This is a genomic window from Nannocystis sp. RBIL2 (assembly GCF_026626745.1).
GTDB lineage: Bacteria > Myxococcota_A > Polyangia > Nannocystales > Nannocystaceae > Nannocystis.
Window position 1 is genome coordinate 4,621,815 of the sequence record NZ_JAPNJW010000001.1, and the last position, 13,963, is coordinate 4,635,777.

11 protein-coding genes are annotated in these 13,963 nt (G+C 73.5%); 5 read left to right on the forward strand and 6 right to left on the reverse strand.

The genetic code is table 11. The features are described from left to right. Complete coding sequence (locus tag OV090_RS50735) at positions 1-3,444, reverse strand: sulfatase-like hydrolase/transferase (RefSeq protein ID WP_267704983.1); 3,444 nt, start codon at positions 3,442-3,444, stop codon at positions 1-3. 289 nt (positions 3,445-3,733) lie between these two features. On the opposite strand from OV090_RS50735, the gene OV090_RS18160 reads away from it, so the two are divergent. After that, positions 3,734-4,555, forward strand: coding sequence for a GNAT family N-acetyltransferase (locus OV090_RS18160; RefSeq protein WP_267704984.1), 822 nt, complete (start codon positions 3,734-3,736; stop codon positions 4,553-4,555). A gap of 12 nt (positions 4,556-4,567) precedes the next feature. Further along, on the forward strand, positions 4,568-5,209 hold the full coding sequence (locus tag OV090_RS18165) for a DUF4291 domain-containing protein (RefSeq protein ID WP_267704985.1): 642 nt from the start codon (positions 4,568-4,570) through the stop codon (positions 5,207-5,209). A gap of 43 nt (positions 5,210-5,252) precedes the next feature. Here OV090_RS18165 and OV090_RS18170 read toward each other — a convergent pair whose 3' ends face one another. The 4 genes from OV090_RS18170 to OV090_RS18185 all read right to left on the reverse strand — a co-directional run bounded on the left by OV090_RS18170 (position 5,253) and on the right by OV090_RS18185 (position 9,684). Next, positions 5,253-6,026, reverse strand: a complete 774-nt coding sequence (locus OV090_RS18170) for a glucose 1-dehydrogenase (RefSeq protein WP_267704986.1) — start codon at positions 6,024-6,026, stop codon at positions 5,253-5,255. Positions 6,027-6,039: 13 nt separating this feature from the next. Continuing rightward, positions 6,040-7,713, reverse strand: a complete 1,674-nt coding sequence (locus tag OV090_RS18175) for a serine/threonine-protein kinase (protein ID WP_267704987.1) — start codon at positions 7,711-7,713, stop codon at positions 6,040-6,042. Between the two features lie 101 nt (positions 7,714-7,814). Then, positions 7,815-8,765 carry a hypothetical protein gene (locus tag OV090_RS18180; protein ID WP_267704988.1) on the reverse strand — a complete coding sequence of 317 codons (951 nt, stop codon included), beginning with the start codon at positions 8,763-8,765 and terminating at the stop codon, positions 7,815-7,817. A gap of 352 nt (positions 8,766-9,117) precedes the next feature. Continuing rightward, positions 9,118-9,684 carry a hypothetical protein gene (locus OV090_RS18185; protein WP_267704989.1) on the reverse strand — a complete coding sequence of 189 codons (567 nt, stop codon included), beginning with the start codon at positions 9,682-9,684 and terminating at the stop codon, positions 9,118-9,120. A 39-nt stretch (positions 9,685-9,723) separates the two neighbouring features. Here OV090_RS18185 and OV090_RS18190 point away from each other — a divergent pair, with 39 nt between their 5' ends. Beyond that, entirely contained in the window at positions 9,724-10,254 is a 531-nt protein-coding gene (locus OV090_RS18190) for a hypothetical protein (protein ID WP_267704990.1), read from the forward strand. Positions 10,255-10,720: 466 nt separating this feature from the next. On the opposite strand, the gene OV090_RS18195 is transcribed toward OV090_RS18190, so the two are convergent. After that, positions 10,721-11,665, reverse strand: a complete 945-nt coding sequence (locus OV090_RS18195; protein WP_267704991.1) for a YkgJ family cysteine cluster protein — start codon at positions 11,663-11,665, stop codon at positions 10,721-10,723. 98 nt (positions 11,666-11,763) lie between these two features. Between OV090_RS18195 and OV090_RS18200 the strand changes: the two genes are divergently transcribed. Then, positions 11,764-12,669, forward strand: a complete 906-nt coding sequence (locus OV090_RS18200; RefSeq protein WP_267704992.1) for a hypothetical protein — start codon at positions 11,764-11,766, stop codon at positions 12,667-12,669. Positions 12,670-12,973: 304 nt separating this feature from the next. Continuing rightward, the gene (gene queC / locus OV090_RS18205) at positions 12,974-13,681 is read left to right on the forward strand and encodes a 7-cyano-7-deazaguanine synthase QueC (RefSeq protein ID WP_267704993.1); all 708 of its coding nucleotides are present in this window, start codon (positions 12,974-12,976) and stop codon (positions 13,679-13,681) included. The last annotated feature ends 282 nt before the right edge of the window (positions 13,682-13,963 follow it).

The window sequence follows — 13,963 nt, forward strand, 5'->3', positions numbered from 1 at the left end:
TCACGGACCCGGCTCCGTCCCCGAAGGGAGCGCGCGGGCGAGGTCGTGGTCGGCGATCGCCCGCGACACCGCCAGCGCGCGCCGGGCCCGCTCCACCAGCCCCGTGCAGGCCTCCCGCTCGATACGGGCCCCGGCGGCCGTAAAACAGGCCCCCCCGGGGGGGATGTCCTGCCCGGCGACCGCAAACAGGCGCTCGTCGCCCACCGCCGAGCCGTCGGGGAGGGCGGCCACCCCCGGGCCGGCCCGAGCCGGGACCAGAGGTCGGCCGACGAAGGCGGGCGGCGCCGGCACGCCGAGGTAGTGCAGCCAGGTCGGCGCCAGGTCGACGTGGCTGCCGACGGCGTCGACCTCGCCGGCCACCTGTCCCTTGGGCAAGACCAAAAAGCCCGGCACCCGCTCGAGCCGCAGCCGCAGCGAGGGCGACCCGGCCGGCTCGCCGGCGAGCGCCGCGATCTCCGGCGTCACCCCCAGGCGGGCGTCGTGGTCGCCGTAGATCGCCACCGCAGTGCTGTCCGCGAGGCCAGCCGCCTCGAGCCCGGCGAACAGCTCGGCCAGCGCCGCGTCGAGGTGGTGGATCCCGTGAAGATAGTTGCCGAGGCTCGTGCCCTCGAGCGGGCCGAGCTGCAGCCGGCGCAGGGCGGGTGGGAATTCGTCGTACGGGTGGTGCAGGCTGAGCGTCACCAGGAACGCGAAGAACGGCTTCGGCGCCGCCGCCAGCTCCGGCAGCATGCGGGCGAAGAAGGCCTCGTCGGCCAGGCCCCAGCCGATCACCGGCCCCGGGCCGAGCTCGCGGTCGAACAGCGAGCGGTCGAAGCCGTAGCGGGGGTGCAGCGTCGCGCGGTTCCAGAACCCGCGCTTGAACGGGTGGGCCGACAGCGTCGCGTAGCCGGCCGCCTTGAGGGCGTGGGCGACCGTCTCGAACTGGTTGCCGGCGCGCAGGAACGCGACCGCCCCCTGCCCCAGGGGGTACTGTGAATTCAGGATCGCATACTCCGCGTCCGAGGTCATACCCTGGGCGGTGATGTCGACCACCGCGCCGTAGTAGAGCGCACGCCCGCGCAGGCGGTTCAAAAACGGCGTGATCTCCTGCCCGGCGACACTGGCGCCGATCGTCCAGCCCTGCAGCGCCTCGGCCTGGATCACCAGCAGGTTGGCCCCGCGCGCCAGGCCGAACCCGGGCGGCGGGGCCTCGTCGCGCTCGGCGAAGAACGCCGCGATCTCGGCCCGCTCCGTCGCCGACAGCGAGCGCTGGCCGATCGCCCCCGCGAGCGTGCGCACCACGTCGAACAGATGGGCCCCGAGCACGCCGAAGCGGCCGGCGTTGTGCTGCTCGGAGAACACGCGCGAGCCGAGGCCGCTGCGCATCGCTCCGCCGAGGCCGAGCGCGAGCGGCAGCGAGGCCAGCAGCAGCGCCGCAGCGCCCGCGAGGGTCACCCGTCGGCGCGTTCGCGGGCTCGGCCGGGCCTGGGCGCGCGCCCGCGGCCACGCGCACGCGAGCACGAGCCCGGCCAGCGGCGCCGCGGCCAGCCACGCGTACTCCGGCCGCAGCAGCGCCCGCACGCTGGCGCCGATGGCCCCGACCTGGTGCGCCCCGATCAGCGCCTGCACCGGCACGATCGCCCCGAGCACGTGCATGTACAGCAGATCGGCGAGCAGCAGCACGGCTGTCCCGAGGGACAGGACGAACGCCAGCCACGGCCGCAGCCGCCCGGGCACCAGCAGCACCAACAGGCCCGGGACCGCCGCCGCGCTGATCGAGGCCGCGCGGCCGCCCTGCCACAGATCGATCGCCGCGAGCTCGTGGAACGCGGAGCCGAGCCCCGCCATCGCCGCCCACAGCCACAGCGCCGGGATCAGGTCGAGCGCGGCCCACCGCCACGAGCCGGGCGCGGGCCGCCGGCGCCGCGCCAGCACCACCGTCGCCAGAGTTGCGAGCGCCAGCGCCGACTGCCACCAGGCCGCGCGCAATGTGACCTTTACGACATGTTCCGAAGGACTGCCGGTCGGCGGCGGGAACCACCGCACCTGCTCGCGCACCATCGCCAGCGCCAGGGTGTAGCTGCCGGCGCGCGGCGGGCCGGCCACGCGCACCGCCAGCGTCGCGGTCTCGCCGGGGGCGACCGCGTGCGGCAGCTCGGTGCGCATGCCTTCGTGCTGCAGCGGCGTGCCGTCCTCGCCGCGCCAACGGTACGACAGGCGGTCGCCCGCGGCCGGCGACCACGCCTCGGCGCCGGTGTTGCGCACCGTGACCGTGAAGGCGTCGCTGTCCGAGGCCGCCAGCCGCGTCGGCCAGTCGGCGGCCACCAGCTCCCACGCCAGCGCCGGCGGGCCGACGGTCGCCGCGGCCGCCAGCTCCTGTTCGGGGGCGATCCACGCCTCGCCCTCGCGGACCAGCCACGGCGCCAGCTCGTAGCTGCCGGGCGCGTCGGGCGGGCGCACCCGCAGCTCGAGCTCCACCACCTCGCCCGGCTCCACCGGCTCCGGCAGCTCAGTGCGGATGCCCTCCAGGACATGTCCCTCAGGACCTGTCCAAACGTAGCTGATCTTCAGGCCCTGTCCCGGGAGCCATGTCTCGTCGCCGCGGTTCTCGAGCGCGAGCTGGGCCAGCGCCGGCAGCCCGGCCTGCAGCGGCGGCAGGCTCAGCGACAGGGCCGCGAACGCGTCGCGCGGGGCGCCCACCCGCACCTCGGCCGTCGCCGCGCCGCTGCCCGGCCCGTACCAGGCGACGCCCTCGCGGACCGGCTGCCACACCAGCGTATAAAACCCCGGCCGCGCCGGCGCGCGCAGCTCGGCCGGCAGGACCACGCAGCCGCCGGGCTCGACCCGCGCCGGCAGCGAGGTGCGCACGCCCTCGAGCCGCTCGCCCTCGCCGCCGAGCCAGTGGTAGCTGAGCGCGTCGCCGAGCTCGTCGGCCCACGCGTTCGCGCCGGTGTTGCACAGGCGCACCCGCGCGGTCGCCCGCGCCCCGGCGGCGAGCTCCGGCGGCGCGTCGACCTGCTCGATCGACCAGGTCCCGGGCGCCGGCCCGACGTCGACCGCGACCGCGTCACCGCCCCCGACCGGCGGGTCGTACCAGAAGGCGTTCTCGCGCACGAGCGCCCAGCGCAGCACGTAGCGGCCCGCGGCAGCCGGGGCCAGGAGCGCGGCGGTCAGCGCCACCGTCTCGCCCGGCCCGACCGCGTAGGGCAGCCGCGTGCGCGCCCCGTCGCGCACGATCACGGCGCCGTCGAGGGACTCCCAGTGGTACGACAGGTGGTCCTGCTGTCCTTCGGACCATGTCTCTCGGCTCAGGTTCTGCAGCACCACGCGGACGCTGACCCGCTGCCCGGGCGCCAGCGCCTCCGGGGTCGACTCGCCCGCCAGCCGCCATGCCGGGGCCGCCCGCGCCTCGCCGGCCGCCCCCGCGGCCACGCCGATCGCCAGCAAGAGGACGCGCGCCGACACGGACCCCGGACCGTAGTGCCGCGCGCCCGCGATTTCAACCGCCTTCGCCCGCGACGCGCGCCCGCGGCGCGAACCTGCGATGGACCAGGGGCCTCACCGCTGCGCAACGTACCCTCGACGCGGGGTGCGAACCGCGACGCCGCGAGTGCGAACGGTCCCGGACTTCCCGAGCACGACCGTCCCGCCCCGCGAGCACACCGCCGTCCTCCCGCGGGCGAGCACCGCGATCACGGGGCCCTGCTCGCCGCGACCCTGCGATCGGCGCGACGCGACCTGCTACCCTCGCGGCATGGCCCTCGCGCACCGGCCCGCGGCCCACGACGACTACGCGACCTTCGTCCGCCTCTTCCCCGAGCTCGACACGGGCGACCCGATCCCCTCGCCCGCGCACTGGGCCGCGGAGATCGTCCCCGGCACCTGGCTCTTCGAACAGGACGGCGAAGCTGTCGGCTACCTGTTCTTCGAGCGCCTCGACGGCGTCGGCTACATCCGGCACGTCGTCGTCGCGCCCGAGCGCCGCGGCCAGGGCATCGGGGTCGCCATGCTGCGGGCGGCGGCCGCGGAGCTGCGCGCGGTCGGGTGCGCCACGTGGTGCCTCAACGTCAAGCCCGGCAACCTGCCCGCGGTCGGCCTGTACCAGCGCCTCGGCATGCGCGAGGCCTACCGCTCGACTGCGCTGCGCTTCGCGTGGGCTCAGTCCGACGCCCTGCCCGCTTGCGAGAGATCGCTGGAGACGCGAGCGATCGAGCCGGCCGACGACGCGGCGATCGAGGCCGCCTTCTCCCTCCCGCGCGGGCAGCTCGCGGGCGGGCGCGCTGCCGGGCGCGTGCTGCTCCGCCTCGTCGACCCGGCCGAGCCGAGCGCGGTCCACCTCGGCTTCGCCTCGTTCAACCCCGACTTCCCCGGCGCCTTTCCGTTCCGCGTCGCCGACCCAGAGTTCGCCGCCCCGCTCCTGGCCGGCCTGCGCCCGCACGCCCGCGCCGACAAGCCCGACATGGGCATCGTCGCCGAGGCCGACCCCGGCCTGACCGCGCGCATGGTCGCCGTCGGCGCTCGCGTCCACATGGAGTTCTCCCATTACAAGGGACAGGTCCCGACGGACATGTCCTGAAATACAGACAATATGAAGCTCGTCACCGAACCCTATTATTCACAAAAGACCCGCTGGCCGCAGCGGGGCCGGCACATCCTGGCGCAGTTCGACGCCGACACGATCGTCGTCTACCAGGCCTACCGCCCGGAGATCGGCCGATTCGCCGCCGAGCACCAGCGCTTCGGCGGCCCGTTCAGCCTCGAGCGGATGTCGTGGATCAAGCCGAATTTTCTCTGGATGATGTATCGATCGGGCTGGGGCACCAAGGAAGGCCAGGAGGTGACTCTGGCCGTCCGCCTCCGCCGCGACGCCTTTGATAAAGTGCTGGCCGAGGCGATCCACTCGACGCACGTGCCCGAGGTCTACGGCGAGCGCAAGGCGTGGGAGCAGCTCGGCAAGCGCTCCGACGTGCGCCTGCAGTGGGACCCCGACCACGGGCCGTCGGGCGACAAGCAGGAGCGGCGGGCGATCCAGCTCGGCCTGCGCGGGACGGCGATCGCCAGCTACGCGGGCGAGTGGATCGTCGAGATCGACGACATCTCCGCGTTCGTCGCCGAGCAGCGCCGGGTGTGGTTCGAGGGCGACCGCGAGGCGCTGGTCACCCCGCGCGAGGAGGTCTATCCGGTCGCAGATCCCGCAGTGGCCGCCAAGCTCGGCATCGACCTGGCCTGAAGGGCATGTTCTTTTAAAAAAAGAACATGCCCTCGGGGACACATCATCGGAACGAGGTCAGCGTGCGGCCGCCGTCGATCGTGTGCAGGCCGCCGGTGATCCAGCCGGCCTCGTCGCTGACGAGGAACGTCGCCAGCGCTGCGATCTCCTCCGGCTGACCGGGACGACCGAGCGGGTGCGTCGTCTTGGCGCGCTCGAGGAAGGCCGCGTAGTCGGCGACCGCCCCGGTGGCGGTGTGCAGCTCGCTGACGACCACGCCCGGGCAGATCGCGTTGACCCGGACCCCGCGCGGCGCCAGCTCGAGCGCGAGGCACTGGGTCAGCATGTCGAGCGCGGCCTTGCTGACGCAGTACGACAGGATCGTCGGGTACGGGCGCAGGCCGGCGATGCTCGACAGGTTGACGATCGACGGCCCGCGGCCGTGGACCAGCGACGGAGCTGCCCTTCGGGTCAGGTCGTAGACCGCCTCGAGGTTGGCGTCCATGATCCGCCGCCACTCGTCGGGCTTCGGGCTGTCGAGGATCGAGTCGTTGCCGATCACCCCGGCGGCGTTGACCAGCACGTCGAGGCCGCCCAGGCCCTGCAGCGCCTCGTTGACGACGCGCTCGTTGTCCTCGCCGCGGGTGTGCTCGGCGGCGATCGCCACCACCTCGGCCCCGGCCACCCGCGCCCGCTCGGCGGTCTCGCTCAGCCGCTCGCGGCGCCGCCCGGTGATCGCCAGGTTCGCGCCCTCCTCGGCGAACCGAAGGGCGATGGCCCGCCCGATCCCGCTGGTCGCTCCGGTGACCAGCGCCCGCTTGCCCGTCAGTCGCTTCATCGCCGCGACGCTATCACATCGTGAAGGTGTGCCGGTGCGTCGACTTGGCCCGCGTCGGCCGCAGCAGCGCCGTCTTGGCCACCCGCGCCACGCAGTTGCCGAGAGTGCTGCCCTCCTGCGACCCGGTCGGCGCCGCGCTCTTGACCGCGCCGTCGGGCCCCACCACCACCTGCACCGTGACCTCCATCTTGCGCAGCGAGAACCGCGAGCACTCGAGCTTGACCCGCGCGCCGATCTTGTTCATCGCGGTCGCAAACTCGCCCGCAGTCAACGCCGCCGGCCCGATCTTCGGGCTCTTCGGCGCTGCGCTGCGGACCGCCGGCTCCGGCTCGACGTCGGCCTCGGCGCTCGTGTCGGTCTCGGCCGCGGACGTCGTCTCGCCCGCAGCCTCGACCGGCGCCTGGGGCGGCGCGGGGGCCGGCTTCACCGCCTCCGTCGGCGGCGCCGCGATCGGCGGCGCCGCGACCGGCGGCGCCTCGTTGATCATCACGACGGGTGGAGTCGCGAGCTTCGGCGCCTCGTTGATCGCCGCAGCGGCCGGCGCCACCGCCGGCGCCGCTGCGATCACGGGCGCGGTCGCGGCGGGCGGGGCCACCTGTTCTTTCGTATAAAACCTTTTGGCCATGGTCCAAAGGACAGCCGAGAACACCAGCAGGATCGCCGCGCCGGCCGCGAGCGCCACGCGCGGGCGGATCCCGGCCGGCTCGGGCTCGGGCGGCGGCGGCACCGGCAGCGGCGGCGGGACGAGGGCGGCGTCGGCCTCGGCGATCGCGGCCCGCAGCGCCGCCGCGAACTCGCCGATGGTGTCGTAGCGCTGGTCGCGGTCCTTGGCGAGGGCGCGCAGGACCACGGTGTCGACTGCCTCGGGGATCTGCGCGCCCGGCTTCGCCTGCGACGGCGGCGGCGGCACCTGCATCAAGTGGGCGGTGAGCGTCGACATGAAGCTCTCGCCGGCGAACGGCAGCTTGCCGACCAGCAGGTCGTAGAACATCACCCCGACGGCGTAGATGTCGACGCGCGCGTCGGGCTTGAGCCCGCGGATCAGCTCGGGCGCGACGTACTCGGGCGTGCCGAGCAGGCCGCTGGCCGCGCTCGACGGCCGCTCGACGTCGCTGTCCTCGAGCACCTTGGCGATCCCGAAGTCCAGCACCTTCATGAAGTCGGGGTCGTTGCCGCGGCGGATCCGGAAGCAGTTCTCCGGCTTCATGTCGCGATGGATGATCCCCTGCGCGTGCGCGGCCTCCAGCGCCGCCGCGATCTGCAGCACGATCGCCGCCGCCCGCCGCCACGGCAGCGCGCCCTCGCGGGCGCTGGTGCTCGAGAGGTCCTCGCCCTCGAGATACTCCATGACGAGGAACACCAGCCCGTCGCTGGTCGAGCCGAAGTCGGTGATGTCGACCACGTGCTCGTGGCGGATCTTCGAGGCCGCTCGCGCCTCGTTCAGGAACCGGTCGACCTCGGTGCGCCGCTCGCTGTGGGCCGCGTCGAGCACCTTGACCGCGACCGGCTTGCGGATCACGACGTGCTCGGCGCGGTAGACCGTGCCCATGCCGCCGTGGCCGATCACTCGCTCGAGCTTGTAGCGGTCGGCCAGGGTGTGGCCGAGCAGTGGGTCCGGCCCGTCGGCGGGCCACATCCCGCGGCCGGAGCCGCTCGACCTGCGCGGGCCGAAAGAACGCGAAGCCATCGGGCCGCCCCAGCATAGCGGAAGTCGCCCCGCCGCGATCCTCGCAGGCGGCGGGTGAAGCAGGACTCATCTGTCCCGAGAGACAGGAGCGCGCGCGGCCGTCAGAACCGCCAGCGCAGCGCCGCGCCGCCGCCCGAAGGCGAGGCCAGCGGCCAGACCGCGACGGCGGCGGGCTCGGGCGTGGCCGGTCGCCCGGACGCCTGCCTCGCGCGCGCCCCGACCACCAGCAGGGCAATTCCGGCGCCGAGCGCCAGCGAGCCGAACACCCCGCCGACCACCGCCATCGCGTTGTCGCCGCGACCGCGGCGCTCGAGCTCGGCCAGCTGCGGGTCGTCGGGCGCCAGCCCCGGCATCGCCTGGACCAGGGCGGCGCCGTCGGCCTCGGTGCGCTGGCCGCGGACCATGCCGCCGACCATCAGGCCGACCAGCGCCAGCCCCACCCCGGCAGTCACGCCGCCGGCGATCAGCAGCTTGTTCGGGTCGCGCGGCTTGCTCGGGCCATCGGCCGGCGGCGCCGGCGGCGGCTCCTCCTTCTCGAGCACGCGCGGCAGCTCGAGCGCGGCGCAGTCGAGGTCGGCCTCGCGGGCCTTGGCCGTCATGAAGTCCTTCCGGACCTCCTCGCGCAGCCCGGTCGCCTTGACCATGTCGGGCGATTTGCGGCCGCGCTTGCGCTCCTGCTCGGTCTCGATGAAGTCGGCCAGGGCCCGGTCGGCGGCGCACAGGTGCGCGGCCGGGTGCTCGTTGCCGCGGCGCTCGCCGCCGGCCGTGTAGGCGCCGCGGTGGGCGTCGACCAGGTCGAACAGCACCGCCGCCCGCAGCTCGCGCTGGCTGACGGAGATCTGGGCGTAGGCGGCCGCGAACTCGCGCGCGGCCGCAGGAAAGCGGCCGGCGTCGCGCTCGGCCAGGCCGCGGTCGTAGGCGCTCTGGGCGGCCTCGGAGATCGGCGCCGGCTCGGGGGCCGCCGCGACCCGCATCGGCCCCGCCAGCGCCGCGGCGACGACCACCCCGCACCAGCGGGCGCGCGAACACGAGGTCGCCAGCGAGGTCAACATGCGGAAGGAGCTGCCGCGCGGAAGCGCGCAGACGGACGCGGCGACGCGAGGATAGATCGCCGCCCGCAGGCGACACAAGCCGCGCCGTACGACGACACCCCCGCGAGCGAACCCACGCGTCGCGCGGTTCGCCGGCGCCGCCCGGGGAATGCGGGCTGCGATCCTGTCCCCGGGGACAGGTGAACGCGGGTCGACAGCGCGGGCCGGTACAGTGGTTGTCTGCCGGGCAGCGAGAGGCGACGCAGCCAGCGGGCGCGGCGGATTGAGCCCGAGCGCGAACGCGATGCGCCGAACCTCCACGCGCACAGGATGCCGGCGCAGTCCGGGACCCCCTCGCTCGAGCGCAAGAATCTCAGGCGCCGACGCTCATCACCGGGGCGCGGTGGGCGGCGCGGATGATCTCGTCGGCGGCGGCGGCGAGGATCTCGGCGCGGCCGCGGCGGTCGAACGCGGCCAACGGCTTCATCGGGTCGTTGAGCCCGTAGAAGCTCGAGATCCGCACGCTCTTGGGCTGCAGGCCGTTCGGGTCGGCGAACTGGTACTCGACGAACGCGTCCATCGCCGGGCGCATGTAGAGGCACTGCACGGCGGCGCGCGGGTGCTGTTGCGCGGCGAGCACGGCCGGCAGGCGGTGCTCGGTGATGAACGCCGACGCGAGGAAGCCCGGTGAGATCAGCAGCACCGTCACGCGCGCGCCCGCGAGGGCCCGGCGCAGCTCGTGGGCGGCTCCGGCCACGCGCAGGTCGTCCCAGAGGTCGAGCATCCACGCCTTCTGCAGCGGCTTCAGGTGGACCTGCAGCTCGCCCAGCAGATCGCGCTCCCGGTGGCTGTAGGCGATGACGACCCCGTTCCGGACCGGCTGCGCCTGTTCGCGAGGCGATGACGACGTCGAAGTGGCACTGACCGACGGCCCGCTCATACCGGCTCCCTTCTAACAGATTCCGCTACACTTTCGCGCATGCCCCTGCGCTCTGTCCCATGCGCCCTGTCCGTCCTGACCCTCGCGCTCGTCGCCTGCGGTCCGTCGCCTGAAGCGTCGAAGGCGAAGCCGACAGCCGAGTCTGTGAAGTCGGCTACGCCCGCGGCAGCACCGACTCCGGCGCCGACGGCACCGTCGGAGGGACAGCAGTTCTCGACCAATGCGCCGGCGTCGTCGGTACCCGACCCGTCATGGTTCTCGCCGGCGCTGCTGCCGGGCACGTCGGTGACGAAGAAGGGGCGCTCGCCCACCGATGACCAGGGCCGCTTCACGGCTCAGATTCTGTTCGCGTTTCCGGCCGGCGCCACCTTGAAAGACTGCGTCGATCCTTTGGCCGCGGCGCTGGCCAAGATCGTGCCCACGGTGCAGCGCGAGGAGAAGGACGGGCGCGTGACGCTGACCGGCGACACCTCCGACCAGCACGTGATGTTCATGTGCGGCGAGGCCAACGGCACGCTCACCGCCTTCGTCAGCTACCGCTGGACGCAACCTCCGCCGGCCGCGCCATAGGGCCGAGCAGGGGGTTCCACTCGCTCCCCCTGATTCTGCTTCACGCCTCACCTCGCCGGCCGCGTGGCTCGCCGGTCGTTAGCGTCACGGCGAGAGCGCCGGCGGATTTCGCACCGCGCGACGGCCGACCTGCCCCGCATCCGCCGCGAACGAAGGACCTGCCCCCGGGCTCGTGCAGGTTCTCGTCGCGAGACGATGCCACCGCAGCGCGAGCGAGGGCCGACCTGCTCGTCACGGGCGGGGGGCGACCGGCCCTCGCATCACGCCGCGCGAGGGCGACCTGCCTCGCATCACGGCGCGCGACGGGCCGACCGGGCCCCGCATCACGGCGCACGAGGCCGACCCGCCCCGCATCACGGCGCGCGAGAGTCGACCTGCCCCGCATCACAGCGCGCGAGGGCGACATGCCTCGCATCGCGGCGCGAGCCCGCGGTCGACCTGCCTCGGGGAGGTCGGCCCGCGGGCCTCACTTCTTCTTGTGGGTCGCGCGCCGCTGCTCTCGCGCGCGCTCCTTCTGAAATTTCTTGGCGGCGGGGTTGTTGCGGTTGGCCTTGGGGGCTGGCTGGCCGTCGGCGGCGAAGCGCGGCGGCGACTCGCCGACCTCGGGGATCGTCTGCCCCTCGCAGAACTGCAGCATCTGCAGCTGGCCGGCGTTGAGGAACGGCGCCACGCCCAGCATCATCCGCTTCTCGATCTGCATCAACGCCACTTGCTGGCGCCCCGGAAGGCGGATGTTGCGGGCCACCACCTTGGCGAAGCCCGGCTCGCGCGCGTCGGAGCCGGTCGGGTCGCTGACCACGAAGTGCATGCGGCACACGTTGGGGCGCACCTCCCAGACGCGGCAGCGGTGGGTCTGCGGGTCGAGCAGCGGGCACAGCTCGCCGCGTTTGGCGAACGCCACCCGGCCGTCCTCGACCGCGGCGTCGGTCATCGCGATCTTCTCCGGGTCCTTGCCGGTGTGGCGCTGCTGGATCTCCTTGAACTGCGCCTCACCGAGCTCGGCCAGGCGCTTGGCGACGTCGGCGAAGTCGCGCCACGGGCGGATCGTGCGGTAGATCAGCAGCGCCTCGACGCCGCTGACGCCGACCGGCTGCTCGTAGCAGCAGCGGAACCCCTCGGGCGTGCCGGGGCGCGCGGCTGACCCCAAGTTCATGTGCTTCGCGACAGCCTCGACGTAGGCGTCGTAAGCGGCGACGAAGCGGGCGGCGGCGGCGTAGAAGCCCTTGGGGGCGCGCTTGTTCAGGGCGATGTCGGCGAGCCCCGGCAGCGCGGCGATCTCGTCGAGCGCGGCCTGGATGGCCGCGACTTGCGGCTCGGTGGCCTTGCGAACTGCCCGCGGGATGCGGGTGATCTGGTCGCGCGGCATTTTCGGCCGGCGTCCGAGGAGCCGCTTGAAGAGAGCCAGGACCATGAGGCGGCGACTTCTTAGCAGAGGGGCAGAGCTTTTTCACGGGCGTGCGCCTGCGGCCCGGTTGCACCGCCTGGCTCGCGCGGTTAGCGTTGCCGCCGATGTCGACCCCACGCCACCTGCTCCGCCGTTCTGCGGTGTTCGCCCTGTTCGTCGCCCTGGCCTCGTCCCCGCTCGCCTGCAAGAAGGGCGCCGACACGGCCGGTCCCGACGCCGCGGGCGGCTCCGCCGACCAGGCCGCGGGCACCGAGCTGCGCTACAAGGCCAGCGCGTACAAGCTGCGGGCCGACGTCAAGTTCAGCTTCAAGGCCACCTCGCCGCAGGGCGTCAACGAGGCCTCGGGCGACCTCTCGGGCCTGCTCGACGTGACCGACGCCGGCGGCGGCAAGATCAAGGTCGGCCTGTCGGTCGCCGAGGTCCGCGAGTTCGTCCTCGGCAAGGACATGCTGCCGCCCCCCAAGGAGGGCGAGACCCCGGTCGACCCCAAGGCCGCGGTCCAGGGCTTCACCGGCGCTTTCGTCGCCGACCTGCGCGGCGAGCTCGACGAGGCCGGCACCAAGGCCCTGCCGGAGACGGCGGCCGCCAAGGAGAAGAAGGGCGTCGAGGCCGCGGTGGCCGGCTTCGCCACCGGCGTGCTCGGCCTGCCCGAGCTGCCGAAAGCCGCGCTGGTCGAGGGCAAGACCATCGAGACGACCGAGCGCAAGGACGAGAACCTGCAGGGCCTGGTGATCCCGGTCGACACCACCAGCAAGTTCACGCTGGTCAAGATCGACAGCTCCTCGGGCAAGCGGGTCGCCGAGGTCAAGTACGAGTCGGAGTCGTCCGGGGCGGTCGAGCAGGGCAAGCAGATGATCACCCTCGACGTCGCCGCCGAGGGCACCGTCCTGTTCAACCTCGACGAACAGCTGCCCGTCCGCCGCACCTCGTCGTCGACCACCAACATCTCCGCGGGGCAGATGGCGATCGAGATCGTCAACACCATCGACTCGGCCTTCACGCCCGCCTGAGCGCAGCGGCCTCGACCGGTCCCGCGAACGGCCGCGACAGTCGAGGCGCGTTTCCTCTCGCCCGGGCTCGGCCTCCGCGAGCCCGCCTCGATTTTCGGAACTCGCCGGGCTCGTCAGCCTCCGGGCTCGGCTTCCGCCTCGACCTTCAGAGCCCGCTTCGTCGGGCTCTTCAGCTTTCGCGCTCGCTCCCTGAGCCGACCGACCTCCGGGGCGCGCCTCCCAGTTTCATCCTTCACTTCGGGGCTCACGAGCTCCGCCCTTCTTTCCGGGCTCGCCGAGCCCGTCTTCAACCTCCGAGGTCGTCATGACCGAGCCCATGCGCGCCGTCGTCCTCCTCAGCGGCGGCCTCGACTCGACCACAGTGCTCGCGCTCGCCGCAGCCGAGGGCCGCGAGACCTACGCTCTCAGCTTCCGCTACGGCCAGCGCCACGAGGTCGAGCTCGCCAGCGCCGCGCGCCAGGCGGCGCGCTTCGGCGCCCGCGCCCACGAGGTCGTCGACCTGGCCCACCTCGGCCGCCTGGTCGCCGCCGGCACCTCGCTGCTGCGGGCCAGCAGCGAAGCTGTCCCCAAGGACAGCACTACGGGTGAAGGAGAGATCCCCAGCACCTACGTGCCCGCGCGCAACACCCTGTTCCTCGCCTACGCGCTCGGCTGGGCCGAGGTCCTCGGCGCCGGCGAGATCTGGGTCGGCGTCAACGCAGTCGACTACTCCGGCTACCCCGACTGCCGCCCGCAGTTCCTGGCGGCGTTCGAGCGCCTGGCCGCCGAGGCCACCCGCGCCGGGGTCGAGGGCAAGCCGCTGCACGTGCGCGCGCCGCTGATCAGCTGGTCGAAGGGACAGATCGTCCAGGCCGGCCTGGCCGCCGGCGTCGACTACGCCGACACCGTGTCCTGCTACGACCCCGTCGTGGCCGACGATCGCCCCCGCGCCTGCGGCCGCTGCGACAGCTGCCGCCTGCGCCGCGACGGCTTCGCCGCCGCCGGCGTGCCCGACCCGACCCGCTACGTGTGAATCACATGTTTGAAGGGACAGGTCCTCTGGCACCTGTCCCTTCGTCCATTATAGCGAGCGCGGGCCGGTCGCAAGCTTCGCAGATCGTCGCACGCCCGTCCCCGCATGGACGACGCGGGCGCAGCAGGATGCCCAACGCGCCGTACCGGGTCGCGACGGCCTCGGCGCCGAGGTCGAGGGTCGCATCGCGACAGCTCGGCTCGCCCCTGTCCGCCCCGACAGGGTTACTCGGCGCGCGGCGGCCAGCCTGACTGCGCCGACAGCTTCTTCCCCGGCACGCGC